General features: G+C 60.5%; 21 protein-coding genes and 1 pseudogene. 3 read left to right on the forward strand and 19 right to left on the reverse strand.

Annotated elements, in window-relative coordinates; all coding sequences use genetic code 11:
• Positions 1-8 precede the first annotated feature (8 nt).
• Genes araD through G6L97_RS18965 form a run of 8 tightly spaced genes read right to left on the reverse strand, consistent with a single transcriptional unit; the run spans position 9 to position 9,360 of the window.
• Positions 9-1,733 carry an L-arabinonate dehydratase gene (gene araD / locus G6L97_RS18930; RefSeq protein ID WP_019566605.1) on the reverse strand — a complete coding sequence of 575 codons (1,725 nt, stop codon included), beginning with the start codon at positions 1,731-1,733 and terminating at the stop codon, positions 9-11.
• A 39-nt stretch (positions 1,734-1,772) separates the two neighbouring features.
• A complete protein-coding gene (locus G6L97_RS18935) occupies positions 1,773-2,852 on the reverse strand; it encodes an ABC transporter ATP-binding protein (RefSeq protein WP_060642175.1) in 1,080 nt (359 codons plus the stop codon).
• Positions 2,853-2,875: 23 nt separating this feature from the next.
• On the reverse strand, positions 2,876-3,919 hold the full coding sequence (locus G6L97_RS18940) for a carbohydrate ABC transporter permease (RefSeq protein WP_003518047.1): 1,044 nt from the start codon (positions 3,917-3,919) through the stop codon (positions 2,876-2,878).
• Positions 3,912-4,880, reverse strand: a complete 969-nt coding sequence (locus tag G6L97_RS18945; RefSeq protein WP_003518048.1) for a carbohydrate ABC transporter permease — start codon at positions 4,878-4,880, stop codon at positions 3,912-3,914. Before G6L97_RS18945 ends, G6L97_RS18940 begins: the two co-directional genes overlap by 8 nt.
• 57 nt (positions 4,881-4,937) lie before the next feature.
• Positions 4,938-6,206, reverse strand: coding sequence for an ABC transporter substrate-binding protein (locus tag G6L97_RS18950; protein WP_025595270.1), 1,269 nt, complete (start codon positions 6,204-6,206; stop codon positions 4,938-4,940).
• A gap of 22 nt (positions 6,207-6,228) precedes the next feature.
• Positions 6,229-7,302, reverse strand: a complete 1,074-nt coding sequence (locus G6L97_RS18955) for a Gfo/Idh/MocA family protein (RefSeq protein ID WP_112154364.1) — start codon at positions 7,300-7,302, stop codon at positions 6,229-6,231.
• Entirely contained in the window at positions 7,299-8,315 is a 1,017-nt protein-coding gene (locus G6L97_RS18960) for a Gfo/Idh/MocA family protein (protein ID WP_112154365.1), read from the reverse strand. Before G6L97_RS18960 ends, G6L97_RS18955 begins: the two co-directional genes overlap by 4 nt.
• Positions 8,308-9,360 (reverse strand): Gfo/Idh/MocA family protein, encoded by a 1,053-nt coding sequence (locus tag G6L97_RS18965; RefSeq protein WP_013761993.1) that lies wholly within the window; start codon positions 9,358-9,360, stop codon positions 8,308-8,310. The genes G6L97_RS18960 and G6L97_RS18965 overlap by 8 nt, the downstream gene beginning before the upstream one ends.
• A gap of 106 nt (positions 9,361-9,466) precedes the next feature.
• Between G6L97_RS18965 and G6L97_RS18970 the strand changes: the two genes are divergently transcribed.
• Both G6L97_RS18970 and G6L97_RS18975 read left to right on the forward strand, forming a co-directional pair.
• Positions 9,467-10,180 carry a GntR family transcriptional regulator gene (locus G6L97_RS18970; RefSeq protein WP_003518055.1) on the forward strand — a complete coding sequence of 238 codons (714 nt, stop codon included), beginning with the start codon at positions 9,467-9,469 and terminating at the stop codon, positions 10,178-10,180.
• A gap of 35 nt (positions 10,181-10,215) precedes the next feature.
• Positions 10,216-11,139 carry an SMP-30/gluconolactonase/LRE family protein gene (locus G6L97_RS18975; protein WP_025595266.1) on the forward strand — a complete coding sequence of 308 codons (924 nt, stop codon included), beginning with the start codon at positions 10,216-10,218 and terminating at the stop codon, positions 11,137-11,139.
• Positions 11,140-11,284: 145 nt separating this feature from the next.
• Here G6L97_RS18975 and G6L97_RS18980 read toward each other — a convergent pair whose 3' ends face one another.
• The 5 genes and pseudogenes from G6L97_RS18980 to G6L97_RS19000 form a co-directional block, all read right to left on the reverse strand.
• Complete coding sequence (locus G6L97_RS18980) at positions 11,285-11,881, reverse strand: NUDIX domain-containing protein (protein WP_019566599.1); 597 nt, start codon at positions 11,879-11,881, stop codon at positions 11,285-11,287.
• 27 nt (positions 11,882-11,908) lie between these two features.
• Positions 11,909-12,754, reverse strand: coding sequence for a PhzF family phenazine biosynthesis protein (locus G6L97_RS18985; RefSeq protein WP_174003571.1), 846 nt, complete (start codon positions 12,752-12,754; stop codon positions 11,909-11,911).
• A gap of 43 nt (positions 12,755-12,797) precedes the next feature.
• Positions 12,798-13,580 carry a pyrroline-5-carboxylate reductase gene (locus tag G6L97_RS18990; protein ID WP_060642179.1) on the reverse strand — a complete coding sequence of 261 codons (783 nt, stop codon included), beginning with the start codon at positions 13,578-13,580 and terminating at the stop codon, positions 12,798-12,800.
• Positions 13,581-13,725: 145 nt separating this feature from the next.
• Positions 13,726-14,211 (reverse strand): annotated as a pseudogene (locus G6L97_RS18995) (aromatic-ring hydroxylase C-terminal domain-containing protein); the annotation flags it as partial.
• A 1-nt stretch (position 14,212) separates the two neighbouring features.
• Positions 14,213-15,070 (reverse strand): LysR family transcriptional regulator, encoded by an 858-nt coding sequence (locus G6L97_RS19000; protein WP_003518061.1) that lies wholly within the window; start codon positions 15,068-15,070, stop codon positions 14,213-14,215.
• Between the two features lie 142 nt (positions 15,071-15,212).
• Here G6L97_RS19000 and G6L97_RS19005 point away from each other — a divergent pair, with 142 nt between their 5' ends.
• Complete coding sequence (locus G6L97_RS19005) at positions 15,213-16,733, forward strand: MFS transporter (protein ID WP_025595262.1); 1,521 nt, start codon at positions 15,213-15,215, stop codon at positions 16,731-16,733.
• Between the two features lie 25 nt (positions 16,734-16,758).
• On the opposite strand, the gene G6L97_RS19010 is transcribed toward G6L97_RS19005, so the two are convergent.
• The 6 genes from G6L97_RS19010 to G6L97_RS19035 all read right to left on the reverse strand — a co-directional run bounded on the left by G6L97_RS19010 (position 16,759) and on the right by G6L97_RS19035 (position 23,995).
• The gene (locus G6L97_RS19010; protein ID WP_025595261.1) at positions 16,759-17,940 is read right to left on the reverse strand and encodes an acyl-CoA dehydrogenase family protein; all 1,182 of its coding nucleotides are present in this window, start codon (positions 17,938-17,940) and stop codon (positions 16,759-16,761) included.
• Positions 17,941-18,052: 112 nt separating this feature from the next.
• Positions 18,053-19,156: an LLM class flavin-dependent oxidoreductase gene (locus tag G6L97_RS19015; protein ID WP_003518064.1), complete on the reverse strand. Its 1,104-nt coding sequence runs from the start codon at positions 19,154-19,156 to the stop codon at positions 18,053-18,055.
• A 192-nt stretch (positions 19,157-19,348) separates the two neighbouring features.
• Positions 19,349-20,428, reverse strand: coding sequence for an LLM class flavin-dependent oxidoreductase (locus G6L97_RS19020; RefSeq protein ID WP_025595260.1), 1,080 nt, complete (start codon positions 20,426-20,428; stop codon positions 19,349-19,351).
• Positions 20,425-22,164, reverse strand: a complete 1,740-nt coding sequence (locus tag G6L97_RS19025) for a dipeptide ABC transporter ATP-binding protein (RefSeq protein WP_060642180.1) — start codon at positions 22,162-22,164, stop codon at positions 20,425-20,427. The genes G6L97_RS19020 and G6L97_RS19025 overlap by 4 nt, the downstream gene beginning before the upstream one ends.
• Positions 22,143-22,991 (reverse strand): ABC transporter permease, encoded by an 849-nt coding sequence (locus G6L97_RS19030; RefSeq protein WP_003518068.1) that lies wholly within the window; start codon positions 22,989-22,991, stop codon positions 22,143-22,145. Before G6L97_RS19030 ends, G6L97_RS19025 begins: the two co-directional genes overlap by 22 nt.
• A complete protein-coding gene (locus tag G6L97_RS19035) occupies positions 22,988-23,995 on the reverse strand; it encodes an ABC transporter permease (RefSeq protein ID WP_003518071.1) in 1,008 nt (335 codons plus the stop codon). Before G6L97_RS19035 ends, G6L97_RS19030 begins: the two co-directional genes overlap by 4 nt.
• Positions 23,996-24,010: the final 15 nt, after the last annotated feature.

Genomic DNA, 24,010 nt, shown 5'->3' on the forward strand with positions numbered 1-24,010 from the left:
CTCCCGTCTCAGAATATGTCGGGTTCGCCAGCGGTGCGGCCGAAATCCGTCTGCAGGAAATCGAAATCGCATCCGGCATCCGCCTGGGTAACGTGTTTCGAGAAGATGTAGCCATAACCACGCTCGTAACGCGGCGGCGGCGCCTGCCATGCGGCCCGACGCTGGGCGATCTCCTCTTCGCTGACCAGCATGTCGAGACGGCGCTGGGGCAGATCGAGCCGCACGATATCGCCGGTCTTCAGCAGGGCAAGCGGCCCGCCGACGAAGCTTTCCGGCGCGACATGAAGAACGCAGGCGCCATAGGAGGTGCCGGACATGCGGGCATCGGAGATGCGCACCATATCGCGGTGACCCTTCTTGATCAGCGCCTTGGGGATGGGCAACATGCCCCATTCGGGAAAGCCTGGGCCGCCAAGCGGGCCCGCATTACGCAGAACCAGAACGTGATCGGGCGTCACATCCAGATTTTCATCGTCGATTGCCGCCTTCATCTCGGGGTAGCTATCGAAGACCAGCGCCGGACCTTCATGGAAATGGAGTTTCGGATCGCAGGCGGCGGGCTTGATCACAGCACCATCCGGGCAGAGATTGCCGCGTAGAACGGCAAGCGATCCTTCAGCGTAAACAGGGTTATCCAGCGAGCGGATGACGTCGTCATTATAGACCCGCGCGCCTTCGAGGTTTTCGCCCATGCTGCGGCCGGTAACGGTGAGCACGGAACAGTCCAGACGGCTTTCGATCTGCTTCATCAGGGCTCGCAGACCGCCCGCATAATAAAAATCCTCCATCAGGTAATCTTTGCCGGAGGGGCGGACATTGGCGATAAGCGGCGTCACGCGGCCGAGTTCGTCCAGCTCGTCCAGCGTCATCGGTACACCGGCGCGGCGCGCCATGGCAATCAGATGCACGACGGCATTGGTGGAACAACCGGTCGCCATGGCAACGATGGCCGCATTCCGAAACGCGGCCGCAGTAAGAATACGATCCGGGGTCAGCTCCTCGGCCACCATTTCCACAATGCGACGGCCACAGCCTGCCGACATGCGCTGGTGTTCGGCGTCCACCGCCGGGATGGAGGAAGCGCCGGGCAAAGTGAGACCGAGCGCATCGGTGATTGCCGTCATGGTCGATGCCGTACCCATGGTCATGCAGACGCCGGCGGAGCGGGCAATGCCGCCCTGCACGCCGCGCCATTCTTCATCGGTCACGTTACCGGCCCGGCGCTCGTCCCAGTATTTCCAGGCATCGGAGCCGGAGCCCAGCACCTTGCCGGCATAGTTGCCGCGCAGCATCGGCCCGGCTGGAAGATAGATCATCGGCACGCCGGCCGAGATCGCTCCCATGACGAGGCCGGGGGTGGTCTTGTCGCAACCACCCATCAGCACCACGCCATCCAGCGGATGCGAACGGATCATTTCCTCCGTCTCCATGGCGAGCATGTTGCGATAGAGCATGGAGGTCGGCTTGGTGAAACTCTCATCGACCGAAAGCGAGGGCATCTCGACCGGGAAGCCACCTGCCTGTAGGACGCCGCGCTTCACATCCTTCACACGTTCGGGAAAATGCGAGTGACAGGTATTCAGCTCCGACCAGGTGTTGAGAATGCCGATGACGGGTTTGCCGGCAAAATCCTCCTCCGAATAGCCAAGCTGCATCATGCGTGAGCGGTGGCCGAAACTGCGCAGATCGTCAGGCGCGAACCAGCGGGAGGAACGGAGTTTTTTGTCGGTCATGTCAAAGGTCCTGCTTTACGGGGGCGTGGCGACGAAGGCTTAGTCCTGCTTCAGCGTCTGCCCGCTTTTCGTATCGAAGAGGTGGATATGTTGGAGCGGCGCCGACATGCGGATGACTTCGCCAGCCGATGTCGATGTCTGCCCCGCAAGATGCAGGGTGACGTGGCTGCCGTCACCGAGGTTGCCATAGAGATAGGATTCCCCGCCGAGCTGCTCTGCCGTGCGCACGGACATGGTCACCGCACCATCCGGTGTGGGCTGCACATGGTTGGGGCGAATGCCGAGCGTGACCTTCTGGCCGGGTGCGTAGGAAAAGCCGCTCTGCGGCAACGGGATCAATTCGCCGGTCGCGATTTTAAGGGACGGCTGACCTTCTGCTACTACTTCGCCGGCGAAGAAGTTCATCTTCGGCGAACCGATGAAGCCTGCTACGAAAAGGTTTGCGGGGCGATTATAAAGATCGAGGGGAACGCCGAACTGCTCGAGCTTTCCGGCGCGCAGCACGGCAATCTTGTCGGCCATCGTCATGGCCTCGACCTGATCGTGGGTCACATAGATCATGGTATTGCCAAGACGCCGATGCAGGCTGGAGATCTCGCCGCGCATATCCACGCGCAGTTCCGCATCGAGGTTCGACAGCGGCTCGTCAAACAGGAAAACCCGCGGTTCGCGCACGACAGCGCGACCGATCGCGACGCGCTGTCGCTGGCCGCCCGACAGATCCTTCGGCCGCCGCTCAAGCAGCTGGTCGATCTGCAGCATCTTGGACACCTGTGAGACCTTCTCGACGATGTCTTTTTTCGGCGTGCCGATATTTTCCAGGCCGAAGGACAGGTTTTCCCGGACCGTCATATGCGGGTAGAGCGCATAGGACTGGAACACCATGGCAAGCCCGCGATCGGCAGCCGGAACCGCGTTCACCACGTCGCCGCCGATGACGATATCGCCGCCGCTCAGCTCTTCAAGACCGGAGATCATGCGCAGCAGCGTCGATTTTCCGCAACCGGACGGGCCGACGAAAACACAGAACTCGCCGTGCTTGATATCGAGATCGATACCCTTGATGACGTCGAGGGCGCCATATGTTTTTTTGACCTGACGAAGCTCTATACTTGCCATTGTGTCATTCCCTCCCTTGAGGATCATTTTCCGCCGGTCGATGCGATGCCGGTGGCGATATATTTTTGCAGGAACATGAAGACCAGCGCGATTGGCGCCAATGTCAGCACCGTCATGGCCAGCAGGTTGCTCCACTCTGTCGTCATTTCTCCCTGGAAGGAGTTGAGCGCCAGTTGCAGGGTGAAATTGTCGTTGCGCGTCAGCACGATAAGCGGCCACAGGAAGTCGTTCCAACGCCACATGATGGCGAGGATGGCCAGCACCGCTAGCGCCGGTGCAGACAGTGGCAGGATGATGCGCCAGTAGATTTTCCATTCGCTGGCCTTGTCCATGCGTGCCGCATCTAGGATTTCATCCGGGATGGTCAGCATGTACTGGCGCAGCAGAAATACGCCTGTCGGTGTGGCCGCTCCTGGGATGATCACACCCCACAGGCTGTTGATCATGCCGAGCTGGCTGGTGATGAGAAAAAGAGGAACGAGCACGACGGTCTGCGGGATCATCAACGTTCCGACGACGAGTGCCAGAACCACGCCTCTGCCCTTGAAGCTGTATTTCGACAGTGCAAAGGCCGCCATCGAGTTCACGATCAGCATGATGACGGTCGACGTCACCGTTATGAAGGTCGAGTTCCAGAAATAAAGCGGAAAGTTGAAGCGCTGGAAAAGCTCGGTGTAGTTCTCCGTCGCCAGTGCCACCTTCTCGGCCGGGCGCAGCTCGTTGAACGGCATCTTCATGACTTCGCCGGGCTTTGCCGGATCCACCACCTGGGCGACGAGCCCGACGCGCCTGATCATGCCGAGCTTGCGGCCTTCCTTGTCGACAAAGGCCGGCAAAGGTGCGGCCTGACCGTCAATGACCACGGTTTCCTGCGCATAGGGAAGCAGGCGCGGCGGAAACCGCTGGAGGTCGGCTTCCGTCTTGAAGGAGGAGAGAACGAGCCAGAGAACGGGTCCGAACATCATCAGAACGGCAACGCCGAGATAGGCGTAGGACAGCCAGTCGGTCCAGTGCAATTTGCCGTTTCTGCCGCGTGTGCGGGTTAGAAATGCGCCAATCCTAGCCATCGACTTTGCTCCTGTTGGCCCGGAATTGCAGGGCAGTCAGCACCACGAGAACCACGGCAAGCAGCAGCGAAGCGGCCGCGGCCAGTCCGAAGTTGCGGGGTGTTCCGGCAAAACCAGTCTGATAGATGAATTGAATGATGAAGGTCGTTGCCGAACCCGGCCCACCGCCGGTAAATGCGAAGACTTCATCGAAGGTCTGTACGCCCTTGATGAGGGACAATACGAGAACCACGAGCATGGTCGGGGCGAGAAGCGGCATTGTGATCCGGCGGAAAATCCGCCACGGGCTTGCCTTGTCCAGCTGTGCCGCCTCATAGACGTCACGCGGAATGGCCTGAAGACCGGCAAGCAGGATGAGCGTGTAGAAGCCCATATGCGCCCAGACGGACAGGAATACCGACCATCCAAAGGCAAGGTTGGCCTCCAGCAGCCAGTCCACCGAACCGATACCGAGGGAATCGAGCGCAGCGTTCAGGACGCCGAAACGCTGCAATATCCACTTCCATATCAGCGCCACGACCACCGGTGAAAGCAGCACGGGAAAGAAGAAGACGGCGCGGAAGAAACCGCGTGCCCTGATGTCACGGTTGAGCACGACCGCCGTAATCAGAGAGAAGCCCACCATGAACCCGACCTGCAGCACCACGAAGAAAAGCGTGTTCCAGACGGAGCGCCAGAAAAGATCGCGCTGACAGGAATTGGGATCGAAATAGTTCTGGCACGAGAGAAGGACCGAGAAGTTTTCGCCGCCCACGGAGGGGCGTTCCGACAGCAGGATATGCTCGCTGCCTGTCACTGAATAAGCCATGTTGAGAACGATCGGCAAAAACGCGAAGACCGCAAACAACAGGAGGTTGGGTGTCAGAAACACCCATGCGATGCGCCGATGCCCGAGCATTTTCTGCAAGAGGGCGAAAGGCAGCTCTATGATGCCCATGACGGGCGCAAGAAGTCTGTACATTGATGGTCCTCCTTCGATCCGGCGCGGCGCGGCAAGGCCGCGCCGGAAGGCGATGGATCACTTCGCCTGTTTCAACGCTTCCTCAAGATCGGCCTTCGCACGTGTCATGGCGTCGTCGACCGTGCTTTCGCCAACAATCGCCTGCGTGACGCGCTGGACGGAAATGTTGAACATCGCACGGTTGTTCTTGTAGCCCTGATAGGCGTAGGCGATGGGGCTGATACCAGGGACCTGATCCAGCCACGCGTTCATGGCCTTCTGGGTCGCCGGGGTTGCGCCGGTGTAGTCGATAGGCTTTGCGCCGACGGCCTTGTGAGCCGGGACGTTGCGGGTACGGACGGTGAAATCGAGGTAATTTTCGTCCTGCGCGAGGAAGTTCAGAATATCCGCGACGATCTTGGGGTTCTTGGTCTGCTTGAAGCCCACGATACCCGTTCCGCCTGGCATGCCGGTGCATGCGGCCGGTCCGCATGGCTGCGACACGACTTCCCAGTCGAAAGCATCGCCGACCTGACTGTCGAAGCGCGCTGTCTGCCAGCTGCCGGAATAATAATAGACGAGCTGACCGTTGATGAATTCCTGCGCCGCATCGCGGTAGGTGTTGCCACCCTGACCGGCCCAGACGTCACGCGCCATGGTGCCGTCCTTGTTCCACTCGACGAATTTCTTCACGAAAGTGGTGAAGCCCTCGTCGACCAGGATCGGCTTGCCGTCGGCGTCGAAAAGTTTCGCACCGTAGGAAATAGCCGGACCGGCGATACGGTGACCGGAGCGGTCGATCGCCATGGGGTATGGCGAGCCGGTGGCCTTGGCCACTTCATTTGCTGCCTTCGCCCAGTCGTCAAAAGTCGCATCCTTGCCGGGAACGGCGACTTTCGCCTGATCGAACAAGGTGCGGTTGATGAAGGCGCCGGTAATGGTAAGCTGCGTCTGCATACCATAGATGCCCTTGTCGTCCGGGCCGCTACGATACCATTTCAGCACATCGCCGAAATTGTCCTGCCAGTACTTCGCATCCACGTAGGGCGTCAGGTCGAGATAATAGCGATTGAGGCCGCCAAGATCGGTGACGGTTGCGAAATCCGGGCCGCTGCCGCCGGCGAGCTGCACCGGCAGGCCTTCGAGAAGCGCCTTGTAGGGCACGATATCCGTAACGATCTTGACGTCAGGATGCTGTTTTTCGTAACGCGACAGGATGTCCTTCAGGACCTCGCAGCCGTTGCCGTCATAGGCGCAGGTGAAGCGAACTTCCTGTGCCTCAGCGGCACCGGCAAGAGATGCCGTCCCCAGGGCCAAGGCAAACGCCAGGCTGTATTTTCTGCTCATCTGGTTTCCTCCCTTTAGATGATTATGCCGTGGCGGACGCGCGCGGAGCCCAACCCTTGAGCCGCTCGTTGTCAGCGGTCAGCGGCAGGCGAACGGCCGTGCCTTCCTGTACCGATGTGTAGATTGCGGTTACGAGTTCGATGGACTGCAAGCCGTCCGTAATCGTCACTTCCTTGCCCGCGCGACCCTCCATCGCATTGGCAATCGCCTCGACAAAACCGGTGAAGCCGTTTTCGCCATCTTTAACCGTTGCGAGGACGGCGTCGATCTGGTCCTGCGTGGTCGGCGCCCGCGCCGTAAAGTGCCATTTATCTTCCGCCGGACGATAGGGCAGCGTTCCGCTTTCGGCCGTGAAGCCTTCGAAGCAGAACCGCAGACGGGACGTGTCGTCGGCTGCACCAAGCGTGACCGAGCTGGTGGCGAGCGCGCCGCTCTTCATGCGGAAGCTGATGGCGGCACAGTCTTCCGTCTCAATCCTGTTCACCCGGGTGTCGGCCATGGCGAAGACCTGTTCCACCGGACCTAGGACATGGCACAGAAGGTCGTGGGCATGGATGGCGTGACCGAGGATCGCGCCGCCACATTCACCCTTCCAGGTGCCGCGCCAGGGAATGTCGTAGTAGCTCGCGCCACGGTTCCAGTGAACTTCCGAGCTTGCCACATAGGCTTTGCCAGCAAGTCCGGCGTCGATGAGGGCGCGCAGCTGCCGTAGGGCGGGACCAAAACGATACTGGAAAACCGGAAAGACGCGCCGTCCGGTCTTCTTGACAGATTCCATCAGCGCATTTGCTTCCTCCAGCGAACGCACCAGCGGCTTTTCACAGACCACGTCCTTGCCGGCCGCGTGGGCCTTCAGCATTACGGGGAAATGCAGATGCGGCGGCAGGCAGACGTCTATGAGCGAAATGCTTTCATCGGCGAGGACTTCTTCGAGATCCGCCGTGATGCGGATGGAAGAACCTTCGCCAGCCACCGCCCGTGCCCGCTCCACATCAAGATCGCAGATCGCCTTGACGGTGAAACGCTCCGGCAGCGCCAGATAACCGCTCAGATGCTGTGCGCCGATACCGGCGCCGATAATGGCGACGCCGATCATGCTGCGGTTCCTTCAGCCTTGGCCTGCGCCTGAAGCGAGAGGTCACAAACCTTGAAGACGTGTTCCTGCGTCATGGCAGTTTCCGTGCGGTTGCGGATATCGTCGCATACACGGGCGAAGTAGGGCAGGCCGGCACCGGATGCGTCGATATATTCGCAACGGTCGCCATTGACGAGGATCAGACGGTCTGTGCCCTCGGTGTTGCCGACATCGACGTATTTGCGCAGTTCGATGTAACCTTCGGTACCGAGGATCGTCAGGCGGCCATCACCCCATGTCGGCAGTGCATCGGGTGTGTACCAGTCGACGCGGATATACCCATGGCCCTTGTCGCCGCGCAGCACGACTTCGCCGAAATCCTGCAGGCCCGGATCGCCCGGGTTGGCGTAATTGGCAACGGTGGCAGATACGATCTCAACTTCGGTGGAGCCGGTAAAGAACATGAACTGGTCGATCTGGTGGCTGGCAATATCGGTGAGAATGCCGCCATAGGCCTCGCGTTCGAAGAACCATGTCGGGCGAATTTGTCGGTTCAGGCGGTGCGGACCAAGGCCAACCGTCTGGATGACGCGGCCGATGGCACCCTGTGCAACCAGCTCGGCGGCTTTCGTGACGCTCGGGACTTCGAAGCGCTCGGAAAAATCGACGGTCCAGATTCTTTTGGTCTTGGCAACGGTCTGGCGCAGGCGCGCAAGCTGGTCGAACGTGGTGCAGCCCGGCTTGTCGGACATGACGTCCTTGCCCGCTTCCATGGCAGCGATGGCAAGATCGGCACGCTTGGACGGAATGTCGGCAATGATGACGAGATCGATGGTTTGGTCAGCCAGCAAATCCTCCTTGGAGGCAGCACGCGGCACGTCCGGGAAGCGCTTTACGAAACCTTCGACCACGTCCGGCTCGCCTTCCGTCCACCAGCCCGCGAATTGCGCACCGGCATCCAGCATGTTCTGCGCCATGCCGAAAATGTGCCTGTGCTCTATGCCGAGAGCCACGAACTTGATTGGTTTACTCATCCTGCAGTTCCACTTCCTTGCCGGTTTCGGCTGAGTTGATGATCGCGTCGATCAGTCTGTGAGACAAAAGAGCTGCTTCACCGGTGACGACCGGCGGGCGCCCTGAAGAAATGGCGTCGACGAAATCGTCGAAAACGCCCTGATGCCATTCATGCGTGAAAGCCATGGGATCGGCGCCGCCGCCGGTGCCGGAAGCGGCACCACCGAAGGTTTCCTGGCGGCCGTCGCGCCAGTCTACATGCAGCAGGCCGGATGCGAGCCGCAGGCTTGCCTTGTCGAAATGGAGAAGAATGGATTCAGGCGCACCGGGAAAGCTTGCGGTGCTCGCGACGAGCGAGCCGACGGCCCCGTTTTTGAAACGAAGGCCGGCCGATACGTAATCCTCGGTTTCCATCTTGTGAAAACGCGTCGTTGCCGCCATGGCCTGCACGCGGGCCACGGGGCCTGCAAGGCTCAGGGCCAGATCGATCGTGTGGATTGCCTGCGATATCAGAACGCCGCCGCCGTCACGCGCAAGCGTGCCGCGTCCCGGCTCATCATAATAGGCCTGGGTACGCCACCACGGCACCGAAATCTCGCAAAGGCCTAGTTCGCCGAGCGTGCCGGATGCGACCAGTTCGCGCGCCTTTTGCGATGCGGCGCGCATGCGGTGCTGGAAAATGATACCGAGCGTTACACCCGCATCGCGGCAGAGCGCTACCAGATCGGCCGCTTCCCGCGTGTTGCGGGCGACAGGCTTTTCGAGAAGAATGTGTTTGCCGGCTTTTGCAAGCGGACCGACGATATCGGCGCGGGCATTGGGCGGCGTTGCGATGATGGCGAAATCGACATCGCCGTCACGCGCGGCTTCCTCGATTGACGCGTATACGGCAACGTGGTGACCGGTGTGTTTTGCCGCTTCGGCAGCCAGCGCTTTCGCGCGGCCGGAGCCACCGTCAACAATCGCTTTCAGGCGGATTTTTTCAGGGCTTGCCGCACAGGCAAGCACATGCGTCTTCGCTACCATTCCGGCACCAACGATGACGCAGGTCTTGATATTTTGCATTCGGGAGCCTCCTTCCCATGGCCATTCAATTGCATACCGGTATGCCGGTTGTCAACACACCAGTGTTCCGGTATACCGGTTATAGAGAAAGACATTTGGAGAGCGTATGCCAAAGATCCCGATGACAGGCGGCACGGTGCCGATGATGGAACGACTGGATTTCAACCGACCGGTTGTGGACCAGATCTATTCGGCGCTGAAATCTGCCATCCTTTCGAGGGAGCTGTTTCCGGGCCAGGCCGTGTCGGAAAACGAGATTGGCCAGTCCTTCAACTCCAGCCGCACCCCGGTGCGCGAGGCGTTGAGCCGGCTGCGAGATGACGGTTTGATCGTCACCCTGCCGAGCCGCGGGACCTATGTCTCGAGACTGTCGGACAAAAATATCCGCAGCGCGCAGTTCATTCGTGAGGCGCTGGAGGTTGCCGCTGCCCGCAGGCTCTGCCAGACCGGCATCCCGGCCGAAGCGGACCAGGAAATCCTGCATGCGCTGGAAGGCCAGCGTGTGGCGATGGAGCTTGGCGACAAAAAGGCCTTCCGTATCCATGACGACCAGTTCCACAGCGCCCTTGCCGCCGCAACCGGCCTCGAAAGGCTGGAGACCCTGTTGATCCGGGAAAAGGCTGGGCTAGACCGCCTGCGAGCGCTGGCGATTACCGACGAAGCACACATGGCCAGACTGCTGACGGAGCATGAGGCCGTCTACAATGCAATAAAGGCGCGTGAGGAGGAGAGCGCGGTGGATTATCTGCGCCAGCATCTCCGCCGCGTCCTCGGCATTCTGTCGCAGATCTTCGAAGCACATCAGGAATATTTCGAATAACGCCACGCTGCGCAATTCAACGGTTCAGACAGAAAATGACAACAGCAAATTTCGACAACGCGCCTGCGATCGATCAGGCAGGACTCCTGTGCGACCAAATCAGCATTCTTGCGGAAAGCCCGGTGTGGGACGAAAGACGTCAGGTCCTGTTCTGGTGTGACATTCTTGGCAAGAAGCTACGTTCAGCTGGGCTGGGCGGCGTCCAGTATCGTGAATGGACGTTCCCGGAAACCGTCTCCAGTCTTGGGCTCTGTCAGAGCGGTGATCTGATTGCCGCTTGCGGAATGGATATACTCATCCTCAATCCGGAAAGCGGCGCGCGGCGCACACTTCATTCCATTCCCGCACCTGAAGGCATCGCCTGCCGGCTGAATGACGGACGTGTCGGTCCGGATGGAGCTTTCTGGGTTGGTACCATGCACAATGTCCCGCTCTCGCAGATGCAGCCCCATGGAGAGCTCTGGCGTATTACGAATAATGGGGCCGAACGTATCCAGACCGGACTGACATGTCCCAACGGCCTCGCTTTTTCGCAGGACGGTTCCGTCATGTGGCAAAGCGATTCCGTGCAGAAATGGATACGCAGGCGGAATTTCGACAAAACCAACGGTGTATTTGATGAAGGTGTGCTCGTCGCACAAATGCAGGAAGAGACCGGAAGGCCCGATGGTGGATGTCTTGACATAAGCGGCCGATATTGGAGCGCGGGTGTCTCTGCCGGCGTTTTGAACATTTTCTCGGAAGACGGCAGTCAACAGATCGGGACGGTAAGGATGCCTGTTCCGCATCCAACGATGCCCTGCTTTGGCGGGCCGGATTTCGGCTCGCTTTTCGTGACATCGCACCGCCATAACATGACGCAAGACAGGCTGAGCGAGGTACCTCTTTCCGGTGGCGTTTGGGTCATTCCGTCCGGCATCAAGGGCTTTCCCGCATTCCGTTTTGAGGATGGCAGGTGAAGCCCAAATCGTAAGTCTTTGATCTTTGTTGCCCAACGCAAGTGATGGGTTTCGGCCAGTCTACGTCAGGCAAATTCGTCCTGTTGATCCTGTAGTCTGGCCGTAATCAGCATCGCTTCCGCATTGGTAGATATTGCGGTCGAGATCAGCGTGTTCCGTGCTTTTCCTGCAAAAGCCGGATGGTGAGGTGCTGCAGCAGAATGATGGTCTTGGCGTCGCGAATATCGCCGCGGCTGATCATCTGCATAGCGTCTGGCAGAGCGATTTCCAGCACATCTATGTCTTCTCCCTCGTCCGCGGAGCCGCCGCCTGTGCCCACTTTATGGTTCTCGGCATATTCGCCGTAGAAAAAGGCGAGGTATTCGGTGACCGATCCGGGGCTCATATAGATATCGAACAGATGGGTGAGTTCGGAAACCTCATAACCGGTCTCCTCCATCAGTTCCGCACGCATGCGCGCTGCCGGTTCAGCGCCTTCCAGCAGCCCCGCCGGTGTCTCGATCAGCGACTCGAGGCCGCCGTTCAAGAGAACCGGCAAACGGAACTGGCGGGTGAGCAAAACATGGTCGTTTGCGGGGTTGTACAACAGGCATGTCGCTCCGTTGCCGCGATCATACGCCTCCCGGGTCTGCCGTTGCCAGCTTCCGTCCCTTAGCTGAAGTTCATACTCATATTTGGTCAGTCGTCCCCAATCATCCGCCAATACGCGTTGCGAAATCGGGCGGTAAACACTGCTATTCATCAAGTCACCTCGTCATTATCTGTCTTTTCAAAGGCCGTGCAGCCGGCCTTCGACTTGCGTGCGTGTCTCGCCGCCGACCCATATCTGGCCGGTATCATCGCGGGTCAGGTAAATGCGGCCTTGACGGCCAAGACGTGTGCCTTGGGCGGCGACATAGTCTTCCGCGACCACGCCTGTCGCAAACAGCCATTGCGCCAGCGAGGCGTTGAGGCTTCCGGTGACCGGATCCTCGGCGATGGCGCCCAGATGATCGCTGAAGAAGGCGCGAACCTCGAAGGCGGCTTCGCCGCCATTTGCGTGCGGACCAACGACGCCAATGTCAATGCGGCCGGGCCAGCTGCGGACCGGCTCAAGGGCAAGCACCTTCTCAGCCGATGCCAGCCTGATCCCCAACCAGCCGGGGCCATTGTCGATCCATGCGGCATCAACGATGTCGCGTGTCTCTATTCCCAGCAGCAGCCGGGCCTCTTCCAGGTCTGCGGGTGTCGGCGCGCCTGAACGGATAAGGGGCGGAGCGGCAAAGGAAAGTCGACCATGCGCGTGCCGGATCGTCACCAGACCGGCACCGCATTCCTGAACGATGCCCGTTTCGCTTTTGGGCAGGCCGTTTTCGGAAAGCCAGGCATGGCAAGTGCCGAGCGTAGGGTGTCCGGCAAAAGGCATCTCCCGGTCCAGTGAGAATATCCGGACACGGTAATCAGCCTGGGGGTGGGTGGGCGGCAGCAGAAACGTGGTTTCGGACAGATTGAACCACCGCGTCAATCGCTGCATGTCATCCGTGGTCAAGGTGTCTGCACCCGTGACGACCGCCAGCGGATTGCCAGAAAGCGGGCCGGAGCCGAATACATCGATCATATGGATAGTAAAGGTCATTGCATCGTTCTTTCAGTTCGGATCGATTGTCGGCGCGCACTGTCTACTGCGTAATCCGTTCCAGCACGCGGCTCAATGCCCGCTTCAATGCGCTCGAACCGCCATTGCCGTCAAAGTCCTGAAGAACCTGCTCGTTCAGGCCACCCTTGGTGGCGAATTCGCGGCTGAGATCGGTAAAGTCCGTGTCCTTGCCGGCAAGCAGCGCCACTTCGGAGAGGCCGGCGAAGAGGGGTGCAAGATAGGCGCGGCCCTTTTCTTCCGGCAGGCCGTTTTCCGCCAACCACTCCGTCGTCTGTTGCAGAATGCCGAAATAGGTTGCCATCAGGGCGCTTGCGGCGGCGAGAAGGTCGTATTCCGCCTTTGTTTCACATTCCACCGCATTTCCGAGCACGTTGAAGATCGCGGCGGTATCCGCATCGGAGGGGTAAACGGCCGTGACGCCTTTGCGGCGGGCGACAAAAGGCAGCGGGATCGCCTGGGTCAGGCGCACATCCGCGCCGATCCAGTCAAGCAGTGCATGTCGACCGGTTGCGGCAACGACGCTTATGACTTTCTGCCCCTCGCGAAACCGCAGCGGCCGGATGACGTCCTCGGCGATCTGCGGGCGGATGGCCAGAACGACGGTATCGCAGCCGTCGACAATCGCCTGATTGTCGCTGGAGACGATCACCTGCGGGAAATCGGCGGCAAGCCTGGCCGAGATATCCGCGCTGCGTTGGGACACCATGATATGCGGCACGGCGGCAGGCGTGCTGAGGAGCCCCCGCACCATCGCATCGGTGATAGCGCCGGTTCCGATAAAGCCGATTTTCTGGGGAAGGGACATGATGACTCCATTGCATTGATAGGAAGGAACGATACATCGGTACGGCTGACGCAGGAAGGCAATGAAACAATCTCTAGATTGCCGGGGGCTGGCATATCTGCCGAAGAAATGGCGTGGCAACCGGATCGGCCACCTCACATACCCGTTAAATCTCTCCGAACCAACGGGCTGCTGCCCTTGCGAATTTCTCCTTGTCCGGAGCAGACTCCGTGGCCCAGGCGACGATACCATCGGGGCGCACCAGGACTGTGCTCAAGCCCAATTGATCGATGGCATTGCCGGCGACATAGGAAATCCGGCCGTTCCAGCGGCCTGCCAGCGCTTCAAGCGATGCGTCCACGCTAAAATTCAAAAGCAGACCTTTGCCCTCTCTCAGAAGTTCGCCGGTGCTCCTCCCGTCCGCCAGTGCGAAGTCCGGAACGCTTCAGCCCACCAGCGGATCGTTGCCGCCTAGCTCGTAGCGGAGGGAAATGCCCCATACGCGCTCGGCGAAATATGTCGCGCCGTCGCGGGTCTCGATGAGATCGCGGATGATGGCTTCCAGCGCCCGTGTACTCCGGCTTGGGCGCATCAGTGCGACCTGGGCGCGCGACCAGTCAAGGACCTGTGCACCCACTGGGTGTCGCTCACAGTCACGGCCGATGCTCCCGGAAAGCGGCGGCCAGTGTGCGCAGCGCCTCACGGGATCTGCTGTCGGTAAGGGTCGAGAACATCACGATCTCGGTGGAAGGCAGCGGCGGGAGGCTGAAACGCTGGCTGACCTCGATTGTACCGGGTGGCGCCAGGCGGCAGGAGAATGCCGAAATGGCGAGACCTGCCGAAACGGCCGCGGTCACCATCGATGAGGTGCCGCCAAGAAAGACTTCCGTCCACGCGATGGCGGCGGAATCAAGAGCACGAGCGGCGATGTCACGTACACCGCAGGCGGGCGAAAGCGCTGCCAGTCGCAGCGGCTCGCCCTGACGATGCTCGAATTGCGGGGCTGCGAACCAGCCGAAATGCTCTGGCCCGAGCACTTCGCCATCACGCCTGTCATCCTCGCGCCGGATGATTGCAGCATCGATCTCGCCGCGGTCGAAGGCATCCAGCAACGTGCGGGAATTGTCCATCCGCACTTCTATCGTCAGTCCCGGATCGTGCGCGTTGAGCCGCGCCAGCAGCGTTGGCACTTCCGGCCCGGCAACATGGGCGGCGATGCCAAGGCCAAAGCGTCGGCGCGTGGAAAAAAGCCCTGCCATGGCGCGATCGTGCGCGGCAAGGAATTCGCGGGCTGGTGTTAGAAACACGGCGCCTTGCGCGGAAAGCCGCACCGAACGCGGCGTCCGCTCAAGAAGCCGCTGGCCGAGCCGGTCTTCCAGTCGCTTGAGCTTGACGCTGATGGCACCCTGCGTGGTTCCGAGCGTTTCGGCAGCGCGGGTGAAGCTCTGCAGATCGGCGATGGTGACGAAAGCCTGAACGGCATCCACATCCAGAGTGGTCACTTTAATCATCCAAATTTGTTGTCTCTGAAATATCCAAGCATCCAATTCAGTTATGGTCAAGCTTTCACTAATTTGCCTTGGACTCTGCAAAACACGGATCGAAGCGTGCATGTCTTCTGATGCTTCAGTCCGAACCACGAAAGGCTGAAGAATGACCCTTGCCGTTACCGCCCCAACCCGGAGTAGAAGTACCATTGCGCTCGCTGCCGTCTGTCTCTCCGCTCTGATGTTCGGGCTGGAAATCTCCAGCGTGCCGGCGATCCTGCCGACGCTCGAGCAGGTGCTGCACGCGGATTTCCGGCAGCTGCAGTGGATCATGAACGCCTATACGATCGGCGTGACGATGGTGCTGATGGCAACCGGCGCGTTGGCCGACCGCTTCGGTCGCAAACGCGTCTTCATCGCGACCATCGTCGCTTTCGCCATTTCCTCCCTCGCCTGCGGCATGACTGAAAGCGTGGCGGTGCTGATCGGCGCACGCTTCCTTCAGGGACTAAGCGGTGGAGCGATGCTGGTATGCCAGATCGCCATTCTGTCACATCAGTTCCGCACGGCCCGCGAGCGTGGAATGGCTTTCGGCTGGTGGGGTATTGTCTCCGGCGTCGGGCTGGGTTTCGGGCCGATCATCGGCGGAGCCATCGTTGCGCTGTGGAGCTGGGAGTGGGTATTCCTCGTTCACGTGGCCCTCGGCATCCTGACACTGTTCCTTGCCGCAAGCGGTGTGGAAGAATCGCGTGATCCGGATGCGACCCGTCTTGATCTTGCCGGTATCGCCACACTTTCGGTTGCCGTGTTCTGCCTTGCGTTTTTCATCACCCAAGGACCGGAACTCGGCTTTGCCAGTTCAAAGGCACTTCTGATCCTTGGTCTATCAGTCGCGAGTTTTATCGCCTTCGTGATCGTCGAAAAGCTCACTCCAAGGCCGATGTTCGATTTCTCCGTATTTCGCATCCGGCCATTTTCCGGCGCGATTATCGGCTCGGCGGCGATGAACATCAGCTTCTGGCCGTTCATGATCTATCTGCCGATCTGGTTTCAGGCGGGCCTTGGTTATGACAGCGTCACCGCCGGTCTCGGTCTGCTTGCCTATACGCTGCCAGCGCTGGTCGTACCGCCGTTGGCCGAGCGTCTGTCGCTGCGTTATCAACCCCGTCTTGTCGTCCCGGCCGGGCTGTTCACCATCGGTCTCGGTTTCATGCTGATGAAACTTGGCAGCAGTGTCGCAGATGCGAGCTGGCTCACCATGCTGCCCGGCTGCATCCTGTCCGGTGTCGGGCTTGGCCTCACCAACACGCCGGTCACCAATACGACAACCGGTGCCGTTCCCGCTGCCCGTTCCGGCATGGCCTCCGGCATCGACATGAGCGCGCGAATGATCTCGCTTGCCATCAACATCCCGATCATGGGCTTCATTCTGGTTGAGGGCGTCTGGTCGTCGCTTAGGGCCAACCTGCCGTCCGGCGCGGATTTGCCCGCCCTGCGTTCGCTCGCGGAGAAGATCGCGGCGGGAACCGCGGGATCGTCGGTGGAGCGTGTTTCGGATGCACTCGTCCATCAGGCACTCGCGGACGGTTTCGGTCTGGTCATGCTTTATGCTGGCATCAGTGTCTGGTTGCTCGCCGCTCTGAGCTTTGTGGTTTTCGGCCCGGCGCGAAAGCTTGCCCACGGTTAGTGGTGCCCGGGCGCTGGGACGATAGTCAGGCGGATTTCAGGATTTGCAGTCCTGCCGAAGGTTGGGCGGCCGCAGTCTCCTCGCGGCTCCAGCGGCCAAAGGCGGAGCGGCCCAAAATCGCAATCGACGTATCCTCCTGCGGCGCATGGACGAGCACCGTCTGGATGTCGCGGAAATGTCGTTCGAGGCCCAGTTCGCTACCAAGACCTGGATTGCCGATGCCGCGCACTGCGATCTCGACGGCATCACGCAGCTGCCGGCCGGCAAGCAGCCTTGCCCTGATGAATCCTTCCGCATCGCCATTGTTGTTTTCGAGCGTGCCGAAAATGATCTGGCGGGCGCCGGAGACCAGAAGATCGATTTCGCCTGAAAGCGTTATGAAACGTTCCGTGCGGGCGATGGGATGGCCGAGATTGGCCGGCACACGCTCATGCGCGAAGCGGATGAACTTGGCCTGAGCGGCTTCTGCTACGCCGAGGTAAAGCGCTGTCAAAGCCAGCGTGAGTGCCGCATGCGCCCGGTTGTCCTGCTGGGCGACCGATGGATCGACGAGGTCGATGACGTTTTCCGCCGGGATTTCGACATTGGCATATTCGACATCGTGCGATCCCGTAGCGCGCATGCCGAGGCTCTGCCAGTTCTCGATGACCTTGATGCCCGGCAACCCGTTCGGCACCACGAATGTTCCCACCCGCGCCGGCGTTTCGTCAGTATGCGCCCAGACAAGGAAATGCGTGAGACCATATGCGCCCGTCACGAAGCGTTTTCGGCCCGTGATAGACCAGCCATTGTTTGTCCGGCGGGCGAGCGTCGCGGGCAGGCCACCGCGCGCCGGCGACCCCAGCTCCGGCTCGACACGCGCGGCATTGAGCAGCAACGGCCGTTGTTTGGCGTCCATCAGAAGCCGCCGGTAGAGATCTTCGGGCCAGTGGTTTTTCGCGGCCTGGGCGAGATGGGTAAAGATCGTCATGGCGCTGATCAGCGCCACGGAAGGATCGCCCCGGCCAAGTGCCGCGAGAATGTGGGCGGTATCGGCAAGCGTCGCTCCTTGGCCGCCATAACGTGTCGCAACCGTGCTTTCGAGGAGGCCGCTTTCGTGAACGGCACGGATACCCGTCCAGGGAAACTGGCCAGTCTGGTCCGCATCCGGTGCGGCCTGTTCAAGGATGCGAGCGGTTGCGTCTAGGACAGTTGGGTCATGAGACATGCGTGGTCGAGGCTCTCTGGCTGTGGGGAATACCATTTCCCCATCAGGGGCGATTGGCTCCGTCTGCACTTCAAAAAAATGCCCGGTCAGGCGACCGGGCCGGATCGCGGCATTATGCAGCGGTCTTTTTCTTCGCATCTTCCCGTTCGCGAATGCCTTCGCGGACAAGCGGCAGGATGTAGCGGCCATAATCCACCGCGTCGTTGTAATTGTCGTAGCCGCGGATCGAGATCAGGTCAGCGCCAAGATCGATGTAGTCGAGGATGGAATCCGCAATGGTGCGTGGCGAACCGACCAGCGCAGTGGTGGCGCCGCTGGCATTGGTGGCGGTGACCGTCGGATACCAGAGGGCGCGATCATGCACATCGCCGCGTGCGGCGATTTCCAGAAGCCGTTGCGAACCGACATTGGCCGGGCGCGGCGCGTTGAGCGGTGCGCGTGTTACACCTTTCTGCCGGTTCTCGTTCAACCGATCCAGAGTTCTGTGAGCCTTTTCCCAGGCAAGCTCGTCCGTCTCGGCGACGATCGGCCGGAATGTGACCCAGATCCGGGGGCGATCCGTGCGGCCCGCCTTTGCGGCTTCCGCATAGACCCGCTCGATCTGCTGTTTGGTTTCGGCAAGCGGCTCTCCCCACAGGCCGAAGATATCGCAGAGCGAACCACCGATGCGATAGGCGGCGTCCGAGGAGCCGCCGAGCGAAATCGGAATAAGCCCGTTTGTGGGCCGCACCGCGCTGCGGAATTGCTTGAACTGGTAATATTTTCCGTCGAAGTCGAAGGGCTCTTTCGAGGTCCAGGCCAGGCGCAGGATGCGGATATATTCCTCCTGGCGCTCATAGCGTTCTTCCTTGTTGAGGAAGTCGCCTTCACGCGCCTGTTCTTCATCGCTGCCGCCGGCAATGAAGTGCACCACGACACGTCCACCACTCAACTGATCGAGCGTCGCGAGCGACTTGGCCGCAACTGTGGGATAAACCGTGTTCGGCCGCAGGGCGACGATGATCTTGATGTTTTTCGTGTGCGCGAGCACCGTGGCGCCCAGCGTGAAAGGATCGAAAGACGATGAGGAGTAAGGGATCAGCGTATAGTTGAAACCGTAATCATCAAGGGCGCGGGCATAGCGCTCCAGAAAAACAGGATCCACAGGTGCGTCTGGAACGGGGTTTAGATCGTTCGATGCATTGGGAAAGCTTACGCTGATAAATTCCGCGGACATGGGCGCTCCTTCAGGTTCAATGCAAGCATGTTAGGGCGCGGCGCAGGAACGAGGAAGACAGGTCTTTCTTTTTCTATCGAATATGTAGAAAATATTCCCTGTGACGGCCTTCGATATAGGACCAGCAACCGCCGCCGCGTTTCCGTCTTCAAGTCGCTGCCACGAAGTGGCAATCGCTCGGTGCCCTAACGGTTAAAAGGTGGGCGACCAGCCCAGGCTCGGAGCCACCGTGTCCGCCAGATCGGTCAGCAGTTGTATGTTTTCGGCGAGACCGAAGGCAGGCGGCAAAAACAGCACGACCTCATCGGCTGCTGCAAGGCCCGGATCGTTGAATACCGATGCCAGCACCTGATCGGGCGTGCCCTGGAAAACGGGCGAAATTTGAAACCCCGCTGGCTGGGCTGCCTGTTCGAGAGCGCCTTTGGGGCGAGACGCGGCAATACCCTTGGTACGCCGCTCCAGATCATAGGCGGCGTATTTTTCGCGAAGCTCGGCCGTGGTGCCAACCAGGATGGAGGCGGCGACGGCGACCGGAGGCGGTTCCGTTGTCCATGTCTTGCGCCATGTGAAACGGAAGGCCTCGATGATGCGGGCCTGATATTCCCCGAAGCTCTCGCCTTCTGCCTGATCGTGCTGGACGGTTCCCGAGATAAGGCCGATGCCGAGTTCCGCCGCCTGCACAGCCGAAGCAATGCTTGCTGCACCCTGCCGGATGCGCGAACGCAGTGTCGGGCTATGCGGCGTGACACGCAGTGCCGTGCCCTCCGGGTTGGATTGGCCGCCTTCGACACGGTGCAGGACATCGCCAGCGATTGCCGAGAGGAAGCGGGCCTGACGACGTCTGGCCTCTGTGCGGGCATCGGTGTCGACCGTGCCGAATACCGCGTCAAAGGCGGCGTTTGCGCCGGTCGAAATGGCAAGTTCCAGTCGCCCATCAATCAAAAGGTCGGTCGTGCCGGCCGCCTCGGCAAGCAGGATCGGATCCTGATAGCGCATGGGGATGACCGCAGAACCGAGCGTAATATGCCGGGTATGCTGGCCGGCAGCGGCGAAGAACGGAAGCGGTGAGGACAGATAGTGATCGAAATGCCGCTGATAGGCCCAGCCGGACTGGTAGCCCAGTTGTTCGGCAGCCTTGAACAGTTTGATACCCTCACGCAGCCCCTGCGCCGGCCCGGCATCGTCGCTGAAAGATACGCGGGTATTGAAGCCGAGCCGCTGTTTGGGGCGGAAGGACGTGGACGCAGTATCGATGGGTGCAGCGATGGTCATGCGATCTTTTCCTTATCGTGAACCCGCCGGGGCAGCGGCTGTGGCGCACGGGCGATGGTTGCGGCACCGGATGGGATCGATTCCAGCAGCGACGCGGTATAGGGGTGCTGCGGATTGTCGAAGATATCGACGACCGTTCCATGTTCGACGATACGCCCGCGCTGCATCACCGAAACGGTGTGGGCGAGCTGGCGTACCAGTGCCAGATCATGGGAGACGAAAACATAGGTCAGGCCGAGCTTCGCCTGCAGCGAGAGCAGCACATCGACGATGTCTGCCTGGACGCTGACATCAAGTGCGGAGGTCGGCTCGTCGAGCACGATCACATCCGGTCGGAGAACCAGCGCCCTTGCAATGGCAACGCGCTGGCGCTGGCCACCCGAAAGGGCCGTCGGCTTGCGGTTGAGAAGGTGTTCGCTCAAGCCCACATTGGCCAAAGCCTCACGAACAGTTTCGAGCCGTTCCGCACGGGTTCCGATCTTGAAACGATCAAGCGGCTCGCGCACCAGCTGTTCGACACTCCAGGTGGGATCAAGCGAGGTAAACGGGTTCTGGTAGACGAACTGAAGATGGCGCCAGGTTGCACGCAGCGACGTACGGGAGCGGCCGGTCAATTCTTCGCCGGCTACCGATATCGTGCCGGTGTCGGGTTCCTCCAGGCCAAGCAGCAGCCGAATGGTTGTCGTCTTGCCAGAGCCGGACTCACCAACCAGCGCATGGGTGGTACCTGCAGGCACGTTGAAGGAGACGTTGTTGACCGCCGTCAGCACCCTGTCGCCGACCCTGAAATTCTTGGTGACGGCATTGACCGCGATCTTTGGCGTCGTCGTGGACTCTGCCTTCAGCAGACGGAAACCCGGATCGCGCAGCCGGGCGTAGCGATCCGGATTGAGTGCCGGCACGTCCGCATGCAGCTTCCTTGCATAGGCAGAGGCCGGTGCGGAAAACACCGATGCGGTGCTTCCGGCTTCCTGAACCTTGCCACCCTTCAGGACTACCAGCGAATCCGCCCGTTCGGCGGCGATCGCCAGATCGTGTGTGATGAGGAGCATGCTGATATCCAGCTCGTGCTGCAACCGCGAGAGCAGATCGAGGATCCGCTTCTGGATCGTCACATCGAGCGCAGACGTTGGCTCGTCTGCGACCAGAAGTGACGGGCGCGGCAGAACCGCAAGGCCTATGAGCACCCGCTGCAACATGCCGCCGGATAATTGGTGCGGGTAGGACTCGTAGACAACACCCGGGTTTTCCAATCCCACCTGCGCGAAGGTCTCGAGAATGAGGGCCTTGCGGATCGCCTTGTCAGGCTCGTCGAGAAGTGCGGCCGCCTCCATGGCCTGCGCGCCGATTGTCCGCACCGGATTGAGCGAATTGCCTGGATCCTGCGGGACAAAGCCGATGGCGCGTCCCCGCAGCGGTCGGAAGTTGCGCTCTGGCAGTCCCAATATCTCCTGATCACCAAAGGTGACGTGGCCGGTGGCATGTCCCCCGCTTGGCAAAAGCCGAAGGACCGCGCGGGCGATTGTCGATTTGCCGGAACCGGACTCGCCAATGAGGGCAAGGCTCTTGCCACGGCCGAGTTCGAAACCGACATTGCTGACGACCTCCTGGCCTCCATAGGCAACCGAAAGATCGTTGACCCGGAGAAGCGGGACAGGAGCCTGCTGCGGCTGCGGTCTGGCCGCAAAGGTAACGGGGCGGGCGATAGTGGTGGTCAGTCTGTCTTGCGTAGCCATCGGCTGATCCTGTTTACAGAGAGGACGGTCGCGATTGTGACGAAGGCGGGGGCGTATACGAGCCACGGCCATTTGAGGTAATCCTTGCCGATCGAGATCAGCAGGCCCCAGTCCGAGGCGGGCGGCGGGTCGCCGTATCCGAGAAAGGCAAGGCTTGCGATCACGAGGATCGACTCGCCGAACTGCAACACGGCAAGCGGCAGCACCGAGCGTGACGCGTTGGGCAGAACGTGGCGCAGAAGGATGAACCAGCGCGAGCCGCCGAGCAGGTACGAAGCCTCCACGAATGTCGCCTGTCTGGTCTTGATGACCTCCGCACGCGTGACGCGGGCAAAGACCGCTACGGCGGAGACGCCGGTGGCGATGGCGGCATTGATGGTCTCGAAACCGATGGCGGTGACCACGATCACCGCCAGCAGAAACTTTGGAATTGCCAAGAGCACATCGACCAGCCGGGCAAGTGTGATATCGACCCAGCCGCCGAGAAAGCCCGCAAGAAGCCCGATGAGACCGCCGGCGAAAACGCCGATGACGACCGCGACGAGTGCGCTGGAGACGGAAGAGGACGTGCCATAAACGACGCGTGCGTAGACATCGCGGCCGAGGTGGTCGGTGCCGAACCAATGCGCAAGACTTGGGCCGAGCAATTTGTCCGTCGGCACCCCGACGACCGGGCTGTGACTGGTAAAAAGGCCGGGCGCCAGTGACCAGGCGACGACGAGCGCGATAATGGCGAAGGACAAGGCGACGGTCAGCGGTATCCGCAGGCCTGTCAGCCTGTTTGCAGGGGTCGCACCCGGCAGGGAGGCGTTCGAGGCGAAAGTCATGGTGTCACCGCCTTGGTGGTGGTGGAGGAATCCTCTGTAATGGCCAAGCGAGGCTTTCGCGCGCCGAGAATTTGCACGCGTGGATCGAGCAGGGGATAAAGAAGATCGGCAATCAGGTTGACGAGCACGAACACCACGGCTCCCAGCGAAACGATCGCTTGCAGGACGGGCAGGTCCTGCGTGCTCACGGAGCGCTGCACCAGGCTGCCGAGACCGGTTCGCCCAAAGACAGACTCGGTGATCAGTGAATTGCCAAGCAGTTCACCGACGGTGATGGCGATCACGGTGACGACGGGCAACGAAGCAGGCTTGAGCAGATGCTGTGCAAACAGCCGCGCCTGTCCGATGCCGCGGCTGCGGGCGACGGCCGCGTATTCCTGTTCTGCCTCCCTGTCGAGGTTCGCTATAAGTACCTCGGCGATTTGCGCAGAGAAAGGAATTCCGATTGTGATTGCGGCAAACACCGTTGCCCAGAAGCTATCTGGTTCGATAACGCGGAAGAGGCGCAGCTGAAAGCCGAAGAGATGGATCAGTATCAGGCCAATCACAAAATTAGGTGTCGAGAGAAACAGCGATGGGAAAGCTCGTAGCAATCCCTGGCCGTAGCGCTTTGGTACCACCTGGGTTCCGTAAGCAACGGCCATTGCGAGAATCAAGGCGACGGCAAGTCCCGTGGATGCAAGGATCAGTGTCGATGGCAGCACTTCAGCGATGAGGGTCGCCACCGGCCGGTTGGAGCGCATCGACATGCCCAGATCACCAGTCAGAAACCCCGACAGGGACGACCACAGCTGCACGAGAACCGGTCTGTCGAGGCCCTGCGCGGCGATGATTTCCGCGATCTCCTGCTCGGTGAACCCGTTTTGCGGGTTCCTGAGCACGCTGGTGATCGGGTCGCCAGGCAGGATGCTGACGACCACGAAGGTGAAGACATAGGCCAGCAGTATGACGACGACCGCCTGGCCAAGCCGCTTTGCGGCGTAGGTTAGGTAGGCATTGCTCATGCCGGTGACCTCCTT

It is taken from the genome of Agrobacterium tumefaciens (genome assembly GCF_013318015.2).
Classification (GTDB): Bacteria; Pseudomonadota; Alphaproteobacteria; order Rhizobiales; family Rhizobiaceae; genus Agrobacterium; species Agrobacterium tumefaciens.